At 65.5% G+C, this 20,067-nt stretch carries 19 protein-coding genes; 7 read left to right on the top strand and 12 right to left on the bottom strand.

Going from position 1 to position 20,067, the window contains the following annotated elements; translation table 11 throughout:
• Positions 1-18: 18 nt before the first annotated feature.
• The 4 genes from kdpB to AC4D2W_RS02755 are packed head-to-tail and all read right to left on the bottom strand — an operon-like array spanning position 19 to position 4,113.
• On the bottom strand, positions 19-2,226 hold the full coding sequence (gene kdpB, locus AC4D2W_RS02770) for a potassium-transporting ATPase subunit KdpB (protein ID WP_490925382.1): 2,208 nt from the start codon (positions 2,224-2,226) through the stop codon (positions 19-21).
• Positions 2,227-2,228: 2 nt separating this feature from the next.
• Positions 2,229-3,890 carry a potassium-transporting ATPase subunit KdpA gene (kdpA, locus tag AC4D2W_RS02765; RefSeq protein WP_490925381.1) on the bottom strand — a complete coding sequence of 554 codons (1,662 nt, stop codon included), beginning with the start codon at positions 3,888-3,890 and terminating at the stop codon, positions 2,229-2,231.
• On the bottom strand, positions 3,890-3,976 hold the full coding sequence (gene kdpF / locus AC4D2W_RS02760; protein WP_400932521.1) for a K(+)-transporting ATPase subunit F: 87 nt from the start codon (positions 3,974-3,976) through the stop codon (positions 3,890-3,892). Before kdpF ends, kdpA begins: the two co-directional genes overlap by 1 nt.
• Positions 3,976-4,113 (bottom strand): hypothetical protein, encoded by a 138-nt coding sequence (locus AC4D2W_RS02755; protein ID WP_490925380.1) that lies wholly within the window; start codon positions 4,111-4,113, stop codon positions 3,976-3,978. The genes kdpF and AC4D2W_RS02755 overlap by 1 nt, the downstream gene beginning before the upstream one ends.
• Before the next feature lie 550 nt (positions 4,114-4,663).
• On the opposite strand from AC4D2W_RS02755, the gene AC4D2W_RS02750 reads away from it, so the two are divergent.
• The gene (locus AC4D2W_RS02750; RefSeq protein WP_490926003.1) at positions 4,664-5,131 is read left to right on the top strand and encodes a DinB family protein; all 468 of its coding nucleotides are present in this window, start codon (positions 4,664-4,666) and stop codon (positions 5,129-5,131) included.
• Between the two features lie 30 nt (positions 5,132-5,161).
• Here AC4D2W_RS02750 and AC4D2W_RS02745 read toward each other — a convergent pair whose 3' ends face one another.
• From AC4D2W_RS02745 to AC4D2W_RS02735, 3 genes are all read right to left on the bottom strand, one after another.
• Positions 5,162-6,532 (bottom strand): alpha-amylase family protein, encoded by a 1,371-nt coding sequence (locus AC4D2W_RS02745; RefSeq protein WP_490925379.1) that lies wholly within the window; start codon positions 6,530-6,532, stop codon positions 5,162-5,164.
• Positions 6,533-6,694: 162 nt separating this feature from the next.
• Positions 6,695-8,329, bottom strand: a complete 1,635-nt coding sequence (locus tag AC4D2W_RS02740) for a ribonuclease J (protein ID WP_490926002.1) — start codon at positions 8,327-8,329, stop codon at positions 6,695-6,697.
• A gap of 344 nt (positions 8,330-8,673) precedes the next feature.
• Positions 8,674-9,156: a MarR family winged helix-turn-helix transcriptional regulator gene (locus AC4D2W_RS02735; RefSeq protein WP_490925378.1), complete on the bottom strand. Its 483-nt coding sequence runs from the start codon at positions 9,154-9,156 to the stop codon at positions 8,674-8,676.
• Between the two features lie 149 nt (positions 9,157-9,305).
• On the opposite strand from AC4D2W_RS02735, the gene AC4D2W_RS02730 reads away from it, so the two are divergent.
• Positions 9,306-11,138 carry a flavin-containing monooxygenase gene (locus tag AC4D2W_RS02730; protein WP_490925377.1) on the top strand — a complete coding sequence of 611 codons (1,833 nt, stop codon included), beginning with the start codon at positions 9,306-9,308 and terminating at the stop codon, positions 11,136-11,138.
• Between the two features lie 86 nt (positions 11,139-11,224).
• Here AC4D2W_RS02730 and AC4D2W_RS02725 read toward each other — a convergent pair whose 3' ends face one another.
• A complete protein-coding gene (locus AC4D2W_RS02725; protein WP_490925376.1) occupies positions 11,225-12,082 on the bottom strand; it encodes a cytochrome b/b6 domain-containing protein in 858 nt (285 codons plus the stop codon).
• Between the two features lie 103 nt (positions 12,083-12,185).
• Between AC4D2W_RS02725 and AC4D2W_RS02720 the strand changes: the two genes are divergently transcribed.
• Positions 12,186-12,329 (top strand): hypothetical protein, encoded by a 144-nt coding sequence (locus AC4D2W_RS02720; RefSeq protein WP_490925375.1) that lies wholly within the window; start codon positions 12,186-12,188, stop codon positions 12,327-12,329.
• 523 nt (positions 12,330-12,852) lie between these two features.
• On the opposite strand, the gene AC4D2W_RS02715 is transcribed toward AC4D2W_RS02720, so the two are convergent.
• From AC4D2W_RS02715 to AC4D2W_RS02700, 4 genes are all read right to left on the bottom strand, one after another.
• Positions 12,853-13,845: an electron transfer flavoprotein subunit alpha/FixB family protein gene (locus tag AC4D2W_RS02715; RefSeq protein ID WP_490925374.1), complete on the bottom strand. Its 993-nt coding sequence runs from the start codon at positions 13,843-13,845 to the stop codon at positions 12,853-12,855.
• Positions 13,842-14,630: an electron transfer flavoprotein subunit beta/FixA family protein gene (locus AC4D2W_RS02710; protein ID WP_490925373.1), complete on the bottom strand. Its 789-nt coding sequence runs from the start codon at positions 14,628-14,630 to the stop codon at positions 13,842-13,844. Before AC4D2W_RS02710 ends, AC4D2W_RS02715 begins: the two co-directional genes overlap by 4 nt.
• Before the next feature lie 154 nt (positions 14,631-14,784).
• Positions 14,785-15,612 carry a MaoC/PaaZ C-terminal domain-containing protein gene (locus tag AC4D2W_RS02705; RefSeq protein ID WP_490925372.1) on the bottom strand — a complete coding sequence of 276 codons (828 nt, stop codon included), beginning with the start codon at positions 15,610-15,612 and terminating at the stop codon, positions 14,785-14,787.
• Positions 15,609-16,514, bottom strand: a complete 906-nt coding sequence (locus AC4D2W_RS02700) for an SDR family oxidoreductase (protein ID WP_490925371.1) — start codon at positions 16,512-16,514, stop codon at positions 15,609-15,611. Before AC4D2W_RS02700 ends, AC4D2W_RS02705 begins: the two co-directional genes overlap by 4 nt.
• Positions 16,515-16,607: 93 nt before the next feature.
• Between AC4D2W_RS02700 and AC4D2W_RS02695 the strand changes: the two genes are divergently transcribed.
• From AC4D2W_RS02695 to AC4D2W_RS02680, 4 genes are read left to right on the top strand one after another with little or no spacing between them, the layout of a single operon-like run.
• Positions 16,608-17,363, top strand: a complete 756-nt coding sequence (locus AC4D2W_RS02695; protein WP_490925370.1) for an enoyl-CoA hydratase family protein — start codon at positions 16,608-16,610, stop codon at positions 17,361-17,363.
• Complete coding sequence (locus AC4D2W_RS02690) at positions 17,360-18,232, top strand: CoA transferase subunit A (RefSeq protein WP_490925369.1); 873 nt, start codon at positions 17,360-17,362, stop codon at positions 18,230-18,232. The genes AC4D2W_RS02695 and AC4D2W_RS02690 overlap by 4 nt, the downstream gene beginning before the upstream one ends.
• Complete coding sequence (locus tag AC4D2W_RS02685; protein WP_490925368.1) at positions 18,225-18,980, top strand: CoA-transferase subunit beta; 756 nt, start codon at positions 18,225-18,227, stop codon at positions 18,978-18,980. Before AC4D2W_RS02690 ends, AC4D2W_RS02685 begins: the two co-directional genes overlap by 8 nt.
• Complete coding sequence (locus AC4D2W_RS02680; protein WP_490925367.1) at positions 18,977-20,050, top strand: NAD(P)H-dependent flavin oxidoreductase; 1,074 nt, start codon at positions 18,977-18,979, stop codon at positions 20,048-20,050. The genes AC4D2W_RS02685 and AC4D2W_RS02680 overlap by 4 nt, the downstream gene beginning before the upstream one ends.
• Positions 20,051-20,067 lie beyond the last annotated feature (17 nt).

The raw sequence follows: 20,067 nt of genomic DNA, 5'->3' as shown, positions 1-20,067 counted from the left end.
AGATGTTGGTGCCGGTCATCAGAACCCCGGAATCAGGGCCACGGCGAGGTCGATGAGCTTGATGCCGATGAACGGCGCCACCACCCCGCCCACGCCGAAGACCAGCAGGTTCCGGGTCAGCACTCCGGAGGCACCGGCTGCCCGGTACTTCACGCCGCGCAGCGCCAGCGGAATCAGGGCAATGATCACCAGGGCGTTGAAGATGACCGCGGAGAGGATTGCCGACGCCGGAGAATGCAGGCCCATGACGTTCAGGACGGCCAGTCCCGGGAAAACGCCCATGAACATGGCGGGAATGATCGCGAAGTACTTGGCCACGTCATTGGCGATCGAGAACGTGGTCAGTGCCCCGCGGGTGATCAGCAGCTGCTTGCCGATCCGGACAATATCGATCAGCTTGGTGGGGTCCGAGTCCAGGTCCACCATGTTGCCGGCTTCCTTCGCTGCCGACGTTCCGGTGTTCATGGCCACGCCCACATCGGCCTGGGCCAGGGCGGGGGCATCGTTGGTGCCGTCCCCGGTCATTGCCACCAGCTGGCCGCTGGCCTGTTCCCTGCGGATCAGAGCCATCTTGTCCTCCGGAGTGGCTTCGGCCAAGAAGTCATCCACCCCGGCTTCCGCGGCAATCGCCTTGGCGGTGCGCGGATTGTCTCCCGTGATCATGACGGTGCGGATACCCATCCGCCGCAGCTCGGCGAAGCGGTCCTTCAGCCCGTCCTTGACCACGTCCTTCAGGTGCACGACGCCGAGAATCCGGTTCTCGCCGTCGGCCTCCCGAAGTGCCACCACCAGCGGCGTACCGCCGCCGGCGGAGATCTTGTCCACCTGGTAGGTCAGGTCGGACAGTACATCGACGTCGATTCCGCCGGACTCGGCCACCCAGTCCATGATGGCCGAGCCTGCGCCCTTCCGGACCTGCGTTCCGTTGGGATAGTCCAGCCCGCTCATGCGCGTCTGGGCGGTAAACGGAACGCTGACGGCGTCGACGTCCTTGACCGGAGTGACCCCCATGCCGGCGGCAAGGTCCACAATCGATTTGCCCTCGGGAGTGGGGTCCTCCGCCGAGGACAGTACTGCGGCGAGGATCAGCTTGTTGCGGTCCGCTCCTGCCACCGGGATGAATGCGGCAGCCTGCCGGTTGCCGTAGGTGATGGTGCCGGTCTTATCCAGCAGCAGGGTGGTGACGTCACCGGCGGCCTCAACGGCGCGGCCCGACATGGCCAGCACGTTGTGCTGGACCAGCCGGTCCATGCCGGCAATGCCGATGGCCGAGAGCAGTGCACCGATCGTTGTAGGGATGAGGCAGACCAGCAGTGCCACCAGCACCGGAATGCTGACCGCTGCGCCGGCGTACCCGGCCAGCGGATTCAGCGTCACCACCACCACCAGGAAGATCAGGGACAGGGTGGCCAGCAGGATGTCCAGGGCGATCTCGTTCGGCGTTTTCTGCCGGGCTGCCCCTTCCACCAAGCGGATCATCCGGTCCACGAATGTCTCACCGGGCTTGCTGGTTATCCGCACCACAATGCGGTCCGAGAGCACCCGGGTTCCGCCGGTGACCGCGGATCGGTCGCCGCCGGATTCCCGGACCACCGGAGCGGATTCGCCGGTAATCGCGGATTCGTCCACGGAGGCAATGCCGTCGATGATGTCGCCGTCGCCGGGGATGATCCCGCCGGCGGTGACCACCACGACGTCGTCGAGCACCAAATCAGCGGACGCAACTTCTTCCACTGCGGCGCGGGACGCGGAGGGGTCGCCGGCTGCGTCGTAGCCGGTCACCCTCTGGGCCGGAGTGGTGGTCCGGGTTGCCCGCAGTGAAGCTGCCTGGGCTTTGCCGCGGCCTTCGGCAACGGATTCCGCCAGGTTGGCGAAGATGACGGTCAGCCAGAGCCACGCCGCAATCAGCCAGGTGAAAGTGCCGGGCACAGTGCTGCCGCCCGAGGTTCCCGCGTCGCCGGTGATGGACTCCGCCACTGCAATGACGGTAATCAGCGCGGCGCCCACCTCCACAATGAACATGACGGGGGTGTGCCACATGATGCGCGGATCGAGCTTGCGCAGGGCGCCGGGAAAAGCCTTCCCCAGCTGGGCGGCGGAGAAGCCGCCGCGGGCCGGTGCCCGGTCCTCCGGGGAGGCTGACGGGTTTCCGGCCGGGTCCCCGGACTGCGGGCGGTCCGGCGAGTGCCGGCCGGATTTGTCGGTTTTGCTTGTCACTGTGGACATGGTCAGAGCAACCCTTCCGCCAGGGGACCCAGCGCGAGTACGGGAAAGAAGGTCAGGGCAGTCACGATGACGGTGACGCCGCACAGCATGAGCACGGCCTGGGGCCGGTGGGTGGGAAGTGTTCCCGCAGTGACCGGAACGCGGTCCTGTGCAGCCAGCGAACCGGCCAGGGCCAGCACAAAGATCATCGGCAGGAACCGTCCCAGCAGCATGGCCAGGCCCAGCGCCGTGTTCAGCCACGGAGTGTTCGCCGTCAAGCCGGCAAACGCCGATCCGTTGTTGTTGGCCGCCGAGGTGAAGGCGTACAGCACTTCACTGAAGCCGTGCAGCCCGGGATTGTAGATGGAGGTCCCCGTGATGTCCTCGCGGATGCCGGGGACGGCGAAGCTCAGTGCCGTGCCGGCCAGGACGAGGGTGGGCATGGTCAGCAGGTAAAGGCTGGCCAGCTTGATCTCGCGGGGGCCGATCTTCTTGCCCAGGTATTCGGGCGTGCGCCCCACCAGGAGCCCGGCGATAAAGGAGGCCACCAGGGCGAGGATCAGCATGCCGTACAGACCTGATCCCACCCCGCCCGGAGCCACTTCGCCGAGCATCATGTTCAGCATGGCCATCATGCCGCCCAACGGACTGAAGCTGTCATGCATCGAGTTCACGGCGCCTGTGGAGGTGGCCGTGCTGGTGGTCCCGAACAGGGTGGATCCGGCTATGCCGAACCGCTGTTCCTTGCCTTCCATGGAACCGGCCAGAGCCGATGAAGCAGAGTATTCGAGGGCTGTCATGGCCGCGAGGGAAACGGTGAAGATGATGGCCATGGCCGCCAGGATCGCGTAGCCCTGCTTCCGGTCTCCGATCATGGTTCCGAAGGTGCGCGGCAGGCTGAACGGAATGACCAGCATCAGCACCACCTGCAGCAGGTTGGTCCAGGCGGACGGGTTCTCGAACGGATGCGAGGAGTTTGCGTTGAAGAATCCGCCGCCGTTGGTGCCCAGGAGCTTGATGGCTTCCTGGGAGGCTACCGGACCGCCCGGAATCGTCGAGGTGCCGCCGGCGAGGCCGGTCACGGAGGTGAAGCCGTTGAAGTTCTGGATGACGCCGCCCAGAAGCAGCAGCAGCGCACTGACGAAAGCGATGGGCAGCAGCAGCCGCACCACAGACCGAGTCATGTCCGTCCAGAAGTTGCCGATCGTCGCTTCCTTCCGGGACGCGAAGGCCCGGACGAGGGCAACGGCTACGGCCAGGCCCACAGCTGCCGAAAGGAAGTTCTGTACAGCCAGTCCTGCCATCTGGACCGTGTAACCCACCGTCACTTCCGGCGAATAGGACTGCCAGTTGGTGTTCGCCACGAAGGATGCTGCCGTGTTGAACGCAAGGCCTTCGGGTACAGAGGGCAGGCCCAGTGATCCCGGCAGCAGATGCTGCAGGCGCTGGAGCATGTAGACCACGAGCATGCCGACGGCGGAGAAGGCCATCACGCTGCGCGTGTACGACTGCCAGGACTGCCGGGAATCCGGATCAACGCCAATGACCCGGTAAAAACCGCGTTCCACGGCCAAATTTTTTGTGGAGGTGTAAAACCGGGCCATGTAGTCGCCCAGCGGCCGGTAAAGCGCTGCCAACAGCAGAGCCACCAACAGGAAAGAGGCCACTGCCGGCCAAACGCCCATCAGAACCGCTCCGGACGAATCAGCGCGGCCACCAGGTAGACGGCTGCGGCCACTGCCAGGGCAAGGGCCAGGAAGTCGAAGAACATCACAGCTTTTCCACCGCCCGGATGCCCAGGGCAAGGGCGGCGAAGAAAACCGCCGTACCGAGCACAATAACTACGTCAAGCAAGGGAAACTCCCGGGGTTCGTTCGCATGGTGCCGGACAGGCAGCATGGGCGCCATCAGCGCCTTTTCGATTAGAACCCTAGTCAGAGGCGCTTTTTGGAGTCCTTACGGATTCCTCACGCCCCGAGGGTGAACCATAACGAAATACTCTTCCGGGCGTTGGAAGACCTTTGCGGGTACTCCGATTCCGGGCCCCGGATGGCCGTGCAGACGATTGTTAGGATCAGGCATGGAAAAGTTGCCCGCGGGTATTCAGGAATCATCGAACTACCGCCCCGGCGAGCCCCTGCGCCCCTGGGAGGACACCCGCATTGCCGGTGCTGATCTCGCTCTGGCCATCAAAGGTGCCCGAGCCGAAGGCGCCGTCGTTCGCCTCATCAATGGAGAAGATCTCTCCAAGGATGAAATCATCGCCTTCGGCCGCCTGAACGCGCTGTGCGTTCTGAGATGGTACGAGCCGCTGGTGAACCTGCTCGGTCCGCGCAGCCCGGAGCTGCTCCCGCAGCATGCCGATCTGGTCCGCAAGCACACCAAGCTTTTCCGGAGCCGGCCGGGTTCCGGCGGAAGCACGTCATCAAGCGATGGGCCCGCGGCTTTCGCCGCACCGCTGGCAGCGCAGCTGCATCTGTTTATTGATCACCACCGCGGGGACCTTGGCCTCTGTCTGGAGGGCATGAGCGAGGAGGAAGCGCGCACTCCCCTGGTCCCCTCCAAGACGACGCTGCTGGGACTGGTCAAACACGCGACCTTCGTGGAGCAGGTCTGGTTTGATGAGGCCATTACCGGCCACTCCAGAGCTGATATCGGCTGTCCCGCCGGCCCGGACGAATCCTTCGACCTGCTTCCGGAAGACACCATCGACTCAGTGCTGTCCGAATACCTCCGGGTCTGTGCACAGTCGAGAAAAGCAGCAGCCGGACGGGACCTTGACGACATTGTGTACGGGAACCGCCGCGGACCGCTGCCGATGCGGTGGATTTATCTTCATGTTCTCCGCGAACTGGCGCAGCACTGCGGCCACGCGGACATTCTGCGCGAACAGATTATTGCTCGCCGCAGCCGCGTGACCGCGTGACCGCCTAACCGCCTGACCGGGCTGACCGGACTAAGAACCGACCCCGGCATTCGCCCCGGCCAGTACAACCCAGCCGCCGGCCGAAAGCGTCAGCTGTCCGGACTGAGGATCCAGGCCGCCCTCGCCGGCCAGCACCGCGCCGGCCGTGTTCGGCACCTGAAGAACGGCCTCCGCGTCCGCAAGGTTGAGCGCGGCGAAAAGGGAATTGCCGCCGTCGTACACCTCGTAGACGAGCTGCTCGTTGCTGAGCGAATGCACCCGGGTCCGGGCCCCATGCACCCAGGAATGGCGGCGGCGCAGCCCGATGAGTTCCTGGTGCAGCCGGTACAGCGGCTGGCCCACCGCGGAAAGCTCATCCGGCGAGGCGGGGAAGGAAGGACGGACGTCGTCGTCTCCCCCGGCCCGGTCCTCCTTGACGCCGCGGTAGCCCTGCTCGTCTCCGTAGTAGACGGAAGGGGTGCCCGGAAGGGTGAAGAGCAGCACCAGGGCCTGAGCCAGCCGGAAGGCGCTTTGCTCCGGGGCCGGTTCCAACCGGCTGGCAATGCGGGTGACATCGTGGTTGCCCACGAAGGTGAGCGGCACAAAGGTGTCCAGAAACGTGTTGTGCCGCTCCAGGGCGGCAGCCAGTTCATAGAAGTTGGCGTCCGCGAGAGAACTCCAGATCGCTTTCCAGAGTTCGTACTGGGTCGCCGAGTCCAGCGTTCCGTTCGTTACTTCAGCCGGATAATCGCCGTGAATGTACTCACCCACAAAATAGGCGTCCGGGAATTCGGCACGGACAGTACGCAGCACCCGCGCCCAGAACGACGACGGCACCGCGTACGCCGCGTCCAGCCGCCATCCGTCGGCTCCGCGGCGCAGCCAGTGCCTCATCACATCGGCAACAAAGTCCGCCACTGCCGGTTCGTCATGGTTCAGGGCCACCAGCTGGTGGTGGCCTTCAAAGTCCGCATAACCGGGCTCAGTCCCGGGTGTCCACCCGTCGGGCCAGGTGAAGGAGAACCAGTTTGCCGTCGCTGCGCCGGGGCCCTGCTCCAGAGCCTCGGTGAAAGGCCCGAAGGAGCGGCCGACATGGTTGAAGACGCCGTCCAGCAGCACCCGGATGCCGCGGGAGCGGGCTTCGCGGATGAGTTCGTCAAAGTCGCTGTCATCGCCGAGCCGCGGATCAATCCGGTAGTAGTCGGCGGTGTCATAGCCGTGGGTCTCCGAAGCGAACACCGGCCCCAGAGCCAGGCCGGAGGCACCCATTTCCACGATGTAGTCCAGCCAGGGGATGAGGCGGGCCAGCCGGTGGCGGGGCTCCGCATCCGCAGGCAGCGCCGTCGGCTCCGCGCCGGTGAAGCCCAGCGGGTAGACCTGCCACCAGATGGCGTGCTGCACCCAGTCCGGTGTTGTCCTCATTAAAATTTCCCTTCAGCCGCCAATGTTCCTGGAGTCAATGTCCCTGTACCAGTGTGTCATCAGCGAACTGGCCCGGACACCAAAAGGAGGGGACGGCGTCGTCGTCCGACACCGTCCCCTCCTTCGTTTCCCTTCAGCTACCGCTCCGGGAAAGCAGCTGCCTTAGGCATCCACAACAATGGCCGTGATGGCCGGCGTGCGGTTGTAGAAGCGGCGCATCCAGTTGGCCGTGGAGCGCTCAATGATGGCTTCGGGCTCCTCGCTGCGCCCGCCGCGGCCACGGCCGGCGGCGTCGTTGATGGCCTTCTCGATGGCGGCTTCAGCCTTCTTGATGTCGCCCGGGCTGCAGGCGAAGCCCTTGATGAAGAGCTCCGGCGGCTCTGCAACCGTATTGGTGTCCGGATCGATGAGGGCCAGGACGGTGACGGAACCCTGCTCGGAGAGCTGCATGCGCTCCTTGAGGTCGTCCTCGGTGGTGTGGCCGACGCTGTCGCCGTCCACGAAGACCAGGCCCACGGGGATCTTGCCCGAGACCGAGGCACGGCCGCGGCGCAGGTCAACGGTCACGCCGTCTTCGGCAATAACGACGTCGCGCGGGTCCATGCCGGTGGCGACGGCGATGGCTGCGTTGGCCTTCAGGTGGCGCCATTCGCCGTGGACCGGCATGACGTTGCGCGGCTTGACGATGTTGTAGCAGTACGCCAGTTCGCCGGCGCTGGCGTGGCCCGAAACGTGGACCTTCGCGTTGCCCTTGTGCACCACGTTGGCGCCGAGCTTCGTGAGGGAGTTGATGACACCGTAAATGGCGTTCTCGTTGCCCGGAATCAGCGAGCTGGCCAGCAGGACGGTGTCGCCCTCGTGGATGCGGATCGCGTGGTCCTTGTTGGCCATGCGGGACAGTGCGGCCAGCGGCTCGCCCTGCGAACCGGTGCAGATCAGCACCACCTTGTGGTCATCCGAGCGCTGCAGCTGCTTGAAGTCCACCAGGAGGCCCTTGGGGATGTTCAGGTAGCCCAGTTCCTCGGCGATGGTCATGTTGCGGACCATGGACCGGCCCACAAACGCAACCTTGCGCTTGTAGCGGTCGGCAGCGTCGATGACCTGCTGGATGCGGTGGATGTGGCTGGCGAAGCTGGAGACGATGATCCGGCGCGGTGCGGTGCGGAACACCTGGTCGATGGCGGGAGCAAGTTCCTTCTCCGAGGCCATGAAGCCGGGAACATCGGCGTTCGTGGAGTCGGTGAGGAACAGGTCCACGCCTTCGGCGCCGAGCCGGGCGAAGCCTGCCAGGTCGGTGATGCGGCGGTCCAGCGGGAACTGGTCCATCTTGAAGTCACCGGTGTGCAGGACCATGCCGGCCGGCGTGCGGATGGCAACGGCCAGGCTGTCCGGAATGGAGTGGTTGACGGCCACGAATTCGAGGTCGAATCCGCCCATGGTGCGGCGGTCGCCTTCCTTGACCTGGATCAGCTTCGGGGTGATGCGGTGTTCCTTGAGCTTGGCTTCAACAAACGCCAGGGTCAGCTTGGAGCCGATCAGGGGGATGTCTGCACGTTCGCGCAGCAGGTAGGGAACCCCGCCAATGTGGTCTTCGTGGCCGTGGGTCAGGACAACACCCACAACGTCATCCAGGCGGTCCCGGATGTAGGAGAAGTCCGGCAGGATCAGGTTGACGCCGGGGTGGATTTCTTCGGGGAAAAGCACGCCGCAGTCAACGATCAGCAGTTTGCCGTCGTATTCAAATACGGTCATGTTTCTGCCGATTTCACCGATGCCACCAAGCGCAACAATGCGCATGGTTCCATTGGCGAGTTCCCGGGGGGCTTTCAAGGCGGCAGGTGTTCTATTCACGGATGGTGTTTCTTTCGTCGGGTACGGGTTGTACTGGGGTGCTGCGGCACAGCGCTGCGGCACCAAAAGGTCAAAGGGTCCGTTCTGTGGCCAACTCCGCCGGGCCCGCGCAACCGTGCGCATCCCGGGCCGCAGACCGCCGTCGTTTTTGCTGCTCAACGAACGGGGATCCGCACGGGCGGAGTGGTCCAAAACCTATGGACATCTCTTATCATCTCATTTTCCTGCCCCATTACCGCATCGGCCTGATCACACGCCGGGAACGGACTGTCCAGAGTGCACCGCTTCGCTCACATCTCCTGGTTCCGCGGCGGTTCTGCTGCGGAGCAGCGCTGGACTGCGCGCAGCCCCTGCTCCAGCGCCCGCAGGTCCTCCAGCGGCAGGCGGGCGAGGATGTCCGGGCTCAGTTCGGGCCGGGCGGCCATGAGGCGGCGGACGAGCACCAGCCCCAGCGGCGTTGCCCGGATCCGGCGTATCCGCCGGTCCATTTCATCCGGTGTGCGGGTGGCCGCTCCCTGCGCCACGAGGCGGTCAACCAGTCCGGACATGGAGGCCAGGGACACTCCGAAGGTGTCGGCCAGTCCCCTGCCCGTGGCGCCTTTTTCCGTGGTGGCCAGCACCGCCAGCACCTTCAGCTGCGCGATGGTCAGCTCCGTGGAGAGAAGCGAGTCAAGCAGGACAGGAAGCGTGGTCGCCTGGAAAGCGGCTCCCAGGCCCTCAAGGCTTTGCACCAGCCGCAGCCGTTCCTGTTGGGCGTCGTTTCCGTCGGTCATGTCCTCACCGTAGTTGGCAGCGGCGGTTCGGGAAACATTGAGGAAAATAGTTAGGCTAGTCCTAACCATTTTCTCAATGGTTGAGTACACGGCTTCCCGGATGGGTGGGGGTCCGCCGGGAATGCTCTCATGCAACGTTAGGACTACACATGAGTACGCATCACCCTGTTCCGGCTGTCTCCGCTAAAGCGCCGCAGGAAGGCCCGGATGTCGAGAAGCTGCGGGCCCGGTACAAAGCCGAACGTGACCGCAGGATCAAGCCCGACGGCGCCGCCCAGTACCAGCCCGCCACCGGCACGTTCGGGTACTACGCCACCGATCCCTACACCGAGCGCAGTGAGCGGATCCCGTTCAACGACACGGTGGAGGTGCTGGTCATTGGCGGCGGCTTCGGCGGACTGGTCACGGGCGCGCGCCTGCGGCAGGCCGGGATTGACAGCCTTCGCATGATGGACGAAGCCGGCGACTTTGGCGGGACCTGGTACTGGAACCGTTACCCGGGCATCCGGTGCGACATTGAGTCGTATGTTTACCTGCCGCTGTTGGAGGAAGTTGGCGGCATGCCCAGCGAGCGGTACGCGCCAGGCGAAGAAATCCGCAGGCACGCCGTCGCGATCGCAGAAAAGTTTGACCTGTACCGCGATGCCCTCTTTCACACCCGCGTCACCTCTCTGGTGTGGGACCAGGAGTCCCTGGAATGGATTGTTGAAACAGACCGCGGCGACCGGATGCGGGCACGGCATGTGATCACGTCCTCCGGAACCCTCACCCAGCCCAAGCTCCCGGGCATTCCGGGGATCGACTCCTTCAAGGGCCACACGTTCCACACCAGCAGGTGGGACTACGGCTACACCGGCGGGGACCAGTTCGGCAACATGCACAAGCTTGCGGACAAGAAAGTTGCTGTGGTCGGCACCGGGGCAACCGGCGTCCAGGTAGTGCCCATGGTGGCGCGCGACGCCGAGCAGCTCCTTGTCTTCCAGCGCACCCCGTCCTCCGTGGACGTCCGCGACAACCGCCCCACTGATCCGGACTGGGCGGCGTCGCTGAAGCCGGGCTGGCAGCACGAACGCATGGAGAACTTCCTTGCCGTGGTCTCCGGGGAACCGGTGGAACATGATTTGACCCAGGACGGCTGGACTTCGGTTCCGCAGCTGCACCGCAAAGTGGTCAGCGGCGCCGTCGATACGAGCGTGTCGGCAGAAGAGCGGGAGCGCATGGACGAACTGGTGGACTTCGCCAAGATGGACGAAATCCGCTTCCGCGTGGATCAGGTCGTCACCGATCCCGCGACAGCCGAAGTGCTGAAGCCGTGGTACCGCTACATGTGCAAGCGGCCCACCTTCAGCGACTACTACCTGCAGTCCTTCAACCGTCCGAATGTCACGCTGGTGGACACGGCTGACACCGGCGGGATCACCCGCATGACCGAGACTTCCATTGTGGTGGGCGACGACGAATATGAGGTGGACTGCGTCATTTTTGCCACCGGGTTCCACGTCGGCGTCTCCGGCGTCACTTCCGGCGCACTGCCGGTGACGGGCCGGGACGGACGCACGCTGCTGGAGGCGTGGAGCCGGGGTCCGCGGACGCTGCATGGTTTCTACACCCACGGCTTCCCCAACCTGTTTCACCTCGGGTCGCTGCAGAATGCCAACGCGGTTAACTTTGTGCACATCCTGGTGGAACAAGCCAACCACATCGCGGCCGTCATATCCGCGGCCCGTGAGGCGGGTGCCGACGTCGTTGAACCGACGGCCGACGCCGAGGAGCAGTGGTGCCGGACCATCCGGGAAACCGCACTGAACAACCAGCAGTTCCAGGCAGAATGCACTCCGGGGTACTACAACCGCGAGGGTAATCCCCCGCCCGTCAGCTTCTCCTACGGGCCGGGCCCGGTGGCGTTCCACCGTCTGCTGCGGCAGTGGCGCAGCGAGGAAATCTCGACCGTGTTTGGTGTTCGGCAACACCAGCAGGCTTAGCAGGCCTTCCGTCCGCACAGCACACACAAAAAGGCCCCCGGTCAGCAGCACAACGCTGCCGGCCGGGGGCCTTCGGCCACACCGGGCTAGCGCCCCACCTTGCCGAACAGCGAGGCAATGGGTGCCAGAACCAGGGGGCGGGCTGCGAACCAGCCTCCTGCGATGACCAGCAGCGAGGCAAAGAACATCCAGAAGCCAAACCAGTTCACCGCATCCTGGCCGCCGTACATGTGGTTCAGGTTGCGCAGTGCGCCCGTTGAGAGCACCAGCGCCACGTGCACGATGATGAACGCGACAAAGTAGAGCATCACGGGGAAGTGCAGAGCCCGTGCCGCCTCGATGGGGAACGCGGTGCTGAGCCGCTTCGCCTTTGCAGGCCACATGGCGGACATGCGGTACCCCGTCACAGCAGCCAGTGGAGCAGCAATGAAGATCGTGACGAAGTAGGCAAGCACCTGCAGGCTGTTGTAGTTGACCCAGCCGTTCTCGGTGGGCCAGTCCAGGGATACGTACTGCAGGGCAGCCGAAAGGGCATTCGGGAAGACGCCCCAGCTGGTGGGGATGACCCGCATCCATTGGCCGGTCACCGCGAGGAGAACGGCAAACACAACACCGTTGACCAGCCACAGGATATCCAGCGACTGGTGCAGCCACAGCGTGATGCTGATCTTCTTCGGGTTCTTGCCCCGGTTGGGGGTCCACGAGGCCGGCGGGCGGCGCTGCGTGCGGACCTGCCATCCCGACCGGATGATCAGGACCATCAGGAACACGTTGAAGAAGTGCTGCCAGCCCAGCCACGCCGGAAGTCCCACGGGAGCGCCGTGCGGAAGTTCAGTCTCACCGGGATACCGGGTGAGGAAACCCTGTACCGGCTCCAGTGTCACGAGCCATCGGGCCAGCAGAACGACGACGGCCAGCAGCACCAGCAGGCCTGCCGCTGCCAATCCGGCCCGCCCCAGACGGCTGCGCTCTGCCGGTGAACCTCCGGACTGGGCCGCAGGTTTTGCAGGTGCGGCGTTTTGCGCCGAAGGATTCAGCGGCGCTCGCGTGCGGGTGGCCGGGGCGGCCGGAGCTTTCGCAGCGGATGAAGTCTCCGCAGCGGGTGAAGTCTCCGGCGCAGCTGCTGCTGCAGCAGCTCCGGATCCCGAGGACGCAGCAACAGGAGTCGACGCCGGACGCGGCATTCCCTGACGCCTCCCCGCCGCCGATGCTGCGGCGGTGGGAGCTGCAGACTCCGTGACCACTGCAGAATCCCCGGGAGCTGCAGAATCCGTGGGAACTGCAGCAGCCGGGCTTGCCTGAGCAGATCCCGGACGAGGCAAGCCCTGACGCCTGCCCGCTGTCGGTGCCGCAGTCACCGGGGTTGTAACGTCCGGCGTTGCTGCGGCGGGGGCCTGGGCCGACGGCGCAGCCTCAAAAGAAGCGGCCGGCACTGTGGGAGCGCCTCCCGTTGTTGAACCTCCGGGACGGGGCAGGCCCTGCCGGCGCGATGGTGTCCGCGGCGGTGTCGGGGTTCCCGCTTGTTCCGGTTTCACGGATCCGTTCAGTGAACCGTCCACTGAACCGTCCACTGAACCGTTCGCTGCTGCAGGCGTTGTTCCAGGCATTGCTGCCGGCGCTTCAGCGGAAGCAGCAGGGGGCGCAGCAGGGTTCTTCTTGGCGGGGGCGCCGGCCCCGGGTCCACCGCCGGGAACCCGGGGAAGCCCCTGCCTGGTCAACTGGCTGCCCGTTTCGCCTCGATCGCCTTGACCAGCTGCGGCACAACAGTGAATACGTCACCCACCACGCCAAAGTCGGCGATCTCGAAAATGGGGGCGTCCGCATCCTTATTAATGGCGATGATGGTCTTGGCGGTCTGCATTCCTGCCCGGTGCTGGATGGCGCCGGAGATGCCCAGTGCAATGTACAGCTGCGGCGCAACGGTGACACCGGTCTGGCCAACCTGGAACGTCTGCGGGACATACCCGGCATCGACTGCCGCACGGGAGGCTCCAACGGCGCCACCCAGCGCGTCCGCCAGTTCCTCGACGAGGACAAAGTTCTCCATGGAGCCCAGGCCGCGGCCGCCGGAAACAACCACCTCGGCGCCCCGCAGTTCAGGACGGGCGGAGACCACGGAGGTTTCCTCGTAGCTGGAGACGGTCGCGTCCGGCACGCCGGAGGGCTGCACAGCGAGCAGTTCAATATTGGCTTCCCGGGCCTCGGCACGGACGCTGGAGGAACCCTGGCGCAGCGTGATCACCAGGGAGCCGGTGGTTGCTGCCGAATCCACGGAGTAGGCGCCGCCGTAGACCGAGTGGTGGGCAACGATGCCTTCCTCATCCCGGGAGATGCCGACGGCGTCGGCCGCCAGGGCGGAGCCTGAGCGGGCCGCGAAGCGCGCCACTGCGTCACGGGCCTGAATGGAGTTCGAGACCAGGACTGCCTCAGGAGTAACGGCAGCAGCTGCTGCACTGAGGGCGTCGACCACCGGAGAGACCATGGCGGTGTCCAGCTCGGCCGATTCGGAGATCAGGACGCGGGCAGCACCGAGCGCGGCCAGCTCTGCTCCAAGGATGTCCGCGGTGCCCGGGGCAGCAACGGCGAGGACTACTGGTGTGCCCACCGCTGAGGCGGCACCGATTACTTCTGCAGCACTGGAGCGCAGCTTGCCCGACGGCGCGACGTCAACGAGTACGAGAACGGAGTCTGTGGGGTAGCCGGTCATTCTGAGCGTCCTTTGATGAGTCGGTTCTGGGAGAGGAATTCGGCAATCTGCTGGCCGGCGTCGCCGTCGTCGTCAATCTTGACTCCGGCGGTGCGTGCCGGACGCTCTGCCACAGCGAGGACGATGGACCGGCTGGCGGACTCATCGAGGGCTAGGCCGAGGTCAGTCAGGGCGAGGGTGTCGAACGGCTTCTTCTTTGCAGCCATGATGCCCTTGAAGTTGGAGAAGCGTGCGTCCGGAAGTGCCTCCGTGATCGAGATGACGGCCGGAAGGGCAGTGCTCACCTCGTAGGTGCCCGACTCGAGGGTCCGGCGTCCGGCAACGCCCGTCTCCGTGATGTCCACTGAACTCAGTGAGGTCACTCCGGCTACTCCGAGCAACTCGGCAAGCATGGACGGAAGGACTCCGCCGCCGCCGTCGGTGGAAATGTTGCCCGCGATGACCAGGTCATAACCGATCTGGCGGACGGCTGCGGCGAGCACCTCGGCGGTGAGGGTCATGTCCGCGCCGAGCAGGGCGTCGTCCTGAACGTGCACGGCGCGGTCGGCTCCCATGGCCAGTCCCTTGCGCAGGCTGGCCGGCACCGTTGCCGGGCCCACGGCGAGCAGGACCACTTCAGCGTCCTTTTGGGTGTCGCGGTACGTCAGCGCCACTTCGAGTGCGCGCTCGGTAATCTCGTCCAGCACCAGTTCACTTCCGGCCCGGTCCAGCAGACCGGTCTCCAGGTTCAGGGTGCGGTCCCCCCAGGTGTCCGGAACTTCCTTCATTAGAACAACAATTCTCATCATTTTCCCTCTCGCATCGTCGTCAACGATTCCTTGTTGATGGTCTCCAGGACCTCAGTCACCGCTCGGCGGACGTCGCCGCGATCGTATCCCAAAAGTGTCATTTGTTTGTGATCGGGGTCATAGTTCAGGATAGTTCCGCCAGGCTGCGCCATTACCCGAACACCGCCAGTCCGTCGCTGATGACGGGGCGCTCCCCCGCCAGTGCCTCGAACCGGCCTCCGTCCCACGTCCGGACCGTCAGGTCATCTCCGGGGAAGACGACACCGGCAAACCGGCCCGCCAGCTGGACCAGGTCCGCCGGATGGGCTCCGTCGAGGCGGGCCAGCGGGAGTGTGGCCCCTGCCAGTGAGGCCAGTCCGTGCAGGATGGGGCGGTCCTGGCCAATGCCCCGAGCCGCCTGCGGATCAATATGGATGGGGTGCCGGTCGCCAAGGAGACGGTAAAGTGCCGCCTGGTTGGGACTTGAGGAGAAGCCTGTGCTGGCGCAGGGAACACCTGCAGGCGCGGCTGTCCGTCCCGGGCCGCGGTCTCCGCCGAAACCACCGAAGCCGGGGGCAAAGATGGTCCAGGTTGCCGCGAAGTATTCGCACTCCACCAGCACATTGAACACGGCGGCCGAGCCCTTGTCCCACACGTCTCCCACTCGCGCGCTGAGGGTGAATTCTCCCGAGCGCGACAGCGGTTTGAAGACCGTCAGCTCCTGGGACCCGTGGACCGCGCGGTTGTCGAACGCGCCCTGCTCAGCAAGAACATCGGGGGCCCACTGTGCCAGCGTCAGCCCGAAGGAGGGCAGGACACGCAGTCGGTCTTCGAATACCAGGTCCAGGTCGGTGGCCGAAGCCCCGACGGCCAGGGCGTACAGGATGGCGTCAGTCTCGGTGTAGCCGACGGTGCGCTCCCCCAGCGGTTTGCCGGCCCAAGTTGCCGCCGTCGTGCCGCCGCCAGTCTTCGTGCCGCCAGTCTTGGTGCCGGCACTCATGAGCCGTAGACCGCCTCGGGTGCGGCGGCGTCGGCGAGCAGCTTCTCGATTGCCTCACCGGCAGCCGCTGCTTCCCACCGTTGCCCGGCGTCAACTGCGGGGCCGTGATTCCAGCCCTCCTCGATGCAGATTCTGCCGCCCTCAATTTCGATCACCCGGCCGGTGACTGCTGCGGAGGAAGCAGCGCCAAGCCAGGCCACAACCGGTGAAACATTCGCGGGATTCATGGCGTCAAAGCCGGATTCCGGGGCGGCCATGGTTTCAGCAAAGGCCCCTTCGGTCATGCGGGTGCGGGCCGAGGGGGCAATGGCGTTCACGGTTACGCCGTACCGGGCCAGCTCGTGGGCAGCGACCAGAGTCAGTCCGGCAATGCCTGCCTTTGCCGCGGAGTAGCTCGCCTGGCCGACACTGCCCTGCAGCCCGGCGCCCGAGGAGGTGTTGATGACGCGGGCATCCGGCATCCGGCCGGCTTTGGCTTCGCCGCGCCAGTATTCGGCGGCGTGGCGCAGCGGTGCAAAGTGCCCCTTGAGGTGCACGCGGATCACGGCGTCCCATTCCTCTTCCGAGGTGTTCACCAGCATGCGGTCCCGGACAAAACCGGCGTTGTTGACGAGGATGTCCAGGCGGCCGAAGGTTTCAATGGCCTGCCGGACCAGTCCGGCGGCCTGCTCAAAGTCGGCGACGTCGGCGCCGTTGGCCACCGCCTCTCCGCCCTCCGCACGGATCAGCTCCACTACGTCGTGGGCGGGGCCCGAGGCCTCCGGAACACCGTTGAGGGTGGTGCCGAGATCGTTGACAACAACCTTTGCGCCCTGGCGGGCGAGCTCGAGGGCATGCTCACGTCCCAGCCCGCGGCCCGCCCCGGTCACGATGGCGACTCGTCCTTCACAGATGCCGGTCATGTCTTGCTCTCCTTTGAGATTGTTGCGGTGCTTGGAGTGTACCGTGTACCAAGCAAATGCTAGGTTATCAAGCAAACGTTAGGTAGGTACCAGATGTCAATCACATCGAAGATGCACCACGACGGCGTGCGTGCGGTAACAATGGACTATCCCCCGGTGAACGCACTGCCCGTGGCGGGCTGGTTCGCCGTCGCCGAAGCGCTGCAGGCCGCCGGCGAAGATCCCGACACCCGAGTGGTGGTCCTGCGGGCCGAAGGCCGCGGCTTCAATGCCGGCGTCGACATCAAGGAGATGCAGGCCACCGAGGGTTTCAATGCCATCCTCGCGGCCAACCGGGGCTGCTACCTCGCCTTCAAAGCCATCTACGAATGCCCCGTGCCCGTCATTGCAGCGGTCAACGGCTTCTGCCTTGGCGGCGGCGTGGGCCTGGCCGGAAGCGCCGACGTCATAGTTGCCAGCGACGATGCCTACTTCGGTGTTCCGGAAGTGGACCGCGGCGCACTGGGGGCAGCGACACACCTCTCCCGCCTCGTGCCGGCACACCTGCTCCGCACGCTCTACTTCACCAGCCGCACCATTACGGCGCAGCGGCTGGCCGAATTCGGCAGCGTTGCCGAAGTGGTTCCCGCCGACCGGCTTGATGCAGCAGCATTCGCGATTGCCGGTGAAATCGCCTCCAAGGACACCCGGGTGATCCGGGCAGCGAAGGAAGCCCTGAACGGCATCGACCCCGTGGACGTAGTGAAGAGCTACCGCTGGGAACAGGGTTTCACCTTTGAGCTCAACCTCCGGGGCGTTGCCGATGAACTGCGCGACGACTTCGTCGCCGCCGCCCCCTCGGCCGAGTGAGCAGCAAGGTCCTCGCTGCGGAGGACATTTCCGGGCTGTTCAGCGACGGCATGACCATCGGCATCGGCGGCTGGGGTTCACGGCGCAAACCCATGGCCCTGGTACGGGCCCTGGTCCGTTCCGGCGTGCGGGGCCTCACCGTCGTCAGCTTCGGCGGCCCGGATGTGGGGGTGCTGTGCGCCACCGGACAGGCCAAGCGCGTGGTGTTCGGCTTCGCCACCCTGGATTCGATTGCCGTTGAGCCGCACTTTGCCGCCGCCCGGCAGGCAGGTGCTGTCGACGTCGTCGAATTGGACGAATCCCTGCTGGTCTCCGGGCTCCGCGCCGCCGGGCGCCGGCTTCCCTTTGAGGTGACGCGCTCCGGACTCGGATCCGATGCCCTCGCGGGCAATCCGCAAATCCGCACCGTCACCTCCCCCTACGACGACGGCGAGGAGCTGGTCGCCATGCCCGCAATCCCGCTGGACCTGGCCCTGGTGCACCTGAACCGCGCCGATGAACTCGGCAACGCTGCGTGCCTGGGGCCGGATCCGTACTTTGACGATCTGTTCGCCCGTGCCGCGGACCGCACCGTGGTGAGCGCGGAGGCGGTCGTTTCCACGGCGGAACTGACCCGGGATGCGCATCCTTCCACGCTGCTGCTGAACCGCACCATGGTGGACCACGTCGTCGAGGCTCCGCACGGCGCGCACTTCACCTCCTGCCTGCCGGACTATCCGCGGGACGAGGAGTTCCAGCGGACGTATGCGCAGGCGGCAGCATCGGCGCCGGCATGGCAGCAATTCCGTGCCCGTTACCTCGATGTGGACGACGGCGCCTACCGGGCGAACGCGGGCATCGCGGGTCTTTCGGGAGTCGGCAATGAATGAGATCACCAGGGCCGAAGTGGCCGTTGCCGCCTGCAGCGATCTGTTCCGCGGGCAGGCGGAGATCCTGGCCAGTCCTGCCGGCGTTGTGCCGACCATCGGCGTCCGTCTGGCACTGCTGACCCATGCTCCCGACCTGATGATCAGCGACGGCGAGTCGACCATTCTGGGCGACGTTCCCGCCGTCGACCGGCCGAGCACCGTTTCCGCCGGCTACCTGCCGTACCGGGAACTGTTCGAGCTGATCGCTGCAGGCCGCCGCCATGTAGTGATGGGCGGCGCGCAGCTTGACCGCATGGGCAACCAGAACCTGTCGGCAATTGGGGACCATGCCAAACCCGCCAAGCAACTGCTGGGAACCCGGGCGGCCGCAACGAACACCGTCAACCATATGACCAGCTATTGGATGCCACGCCACAGCCGCCGAACGTTCGTGGAGAGCGTGGACTTTGTGACCGGCGTCGGCAATGACAGGGCACGTGCGGCGGGTCCGTCAGCTTCCCGCTTTCACCGGCTGCACCGGGTGGTGACGAATCTTGGCGTCTTCGATTTCAGTGCTCCGGACGGCGGCATGGCCCTGGTTTCCGCACACCCCGGTGTAAGCATTGATGAGATCCGGGCCGCCACCGGGTTCCCGCTGCTCACCGCCGGAACCGTTCCAACCACCCGCCTTCCGGATGAGCGGGAACTGCAGCTCATCCGCGAGGTTCTCGACCCCCGCAAGCGCAGAGAAGACGAGGTCCCAGCATGAGTACCGAGAACCGCATCAAGACTCCCCTGACCGAGCTCACCGGCGTCGAGCATCCGATTGTGCAGACCGGCATGGGCTGGGTGGCCGGACCGCGGCTGGTCACGGCCACGGCGGAGGCGGGCGCCCTGGGCATCCTGGCCTCGGCCACCATGACGCTGGACCAGCTGGAGCACGCGATTGTGGAAGTGAAGAGGCACACCGACAAGCCGTTCGGCGTCAATCTGCGTGCCGACGGCGCCGATGCCCCGGAGCGCGTGGATTTGATGATCAAGTACGGGGTGAAGGTGGCCTCCTTTGCCCTGGCTCCGAAACGGGAACTGATCGAGAAGCTGAAGGAAAACGGGTCCGTGGTGATCCCTTCCGTGGGAGCGGCGCGGCATGCCGAGAAGGTGGCTGCCTGGGGTGCGGACGCCGTGATGGTGCAGGGCGGGGAGGGCGGCGGCCATACGGGAGCCATTCCCACCACGCTGCTGCTGCCGTCGGTGGTGGATGCCGTGGATATTCCGGTTATTGCCGCCGGCGGCTTTTTCGACGGACGCGGGCTGGCCGCGGCTCTGGCCTACGGTGCCGTGGGCATAGGCATGGGCACCCGGTTCCTGCTCACCAGTGACAGTTCGGTGCCCGAAGACATCAAGCAGCGCTACCTCAGTTTCGGGCTGGACGGCACGGTGGTCACCACCAAGGCGGACGGCATGCCGCACCGGCTGCTGCGCACCGAGTTCGTCAAGGGACTCGAAGACGGCGGCCGGCTGCGCCAGCTGCTGCCGACCCTGCGCCGGTCGGTGCAGTTCAAGGAGATGTCCGGACAGTCCTGGCTGGGTCTGGCGAAGGACGGCATCTCGATGAAACGCGGCACCGGCAGAAGCTGGAACCAGATGATGCTCGCAGCCAACACGCCGATGCTCCTGAAGGCCGGACTCGTGGACGGTGACACGACCGCCGGAATGCTGGCGGCCGGGCAGGTTGTCGGGGTCATCAACGAGCTGCCTTCCTGCCGGGAACTCGTGGACCGCATCATCGATGAAGCGGTGGAGCGGCTGCGGGCGAACAGTGCAGCGGTGGTTGCCTAAGCCGGGTGGTCCCGGCA

It is taken from the genome of Arthrobacter sp. TJ-58, assembly GCF_058269295.1.
The sequence above is the reverse complement of the archived record's forward strand: the minus strand, read 5'-3'. Positions and strand labels throughout refer to the sequence as shown.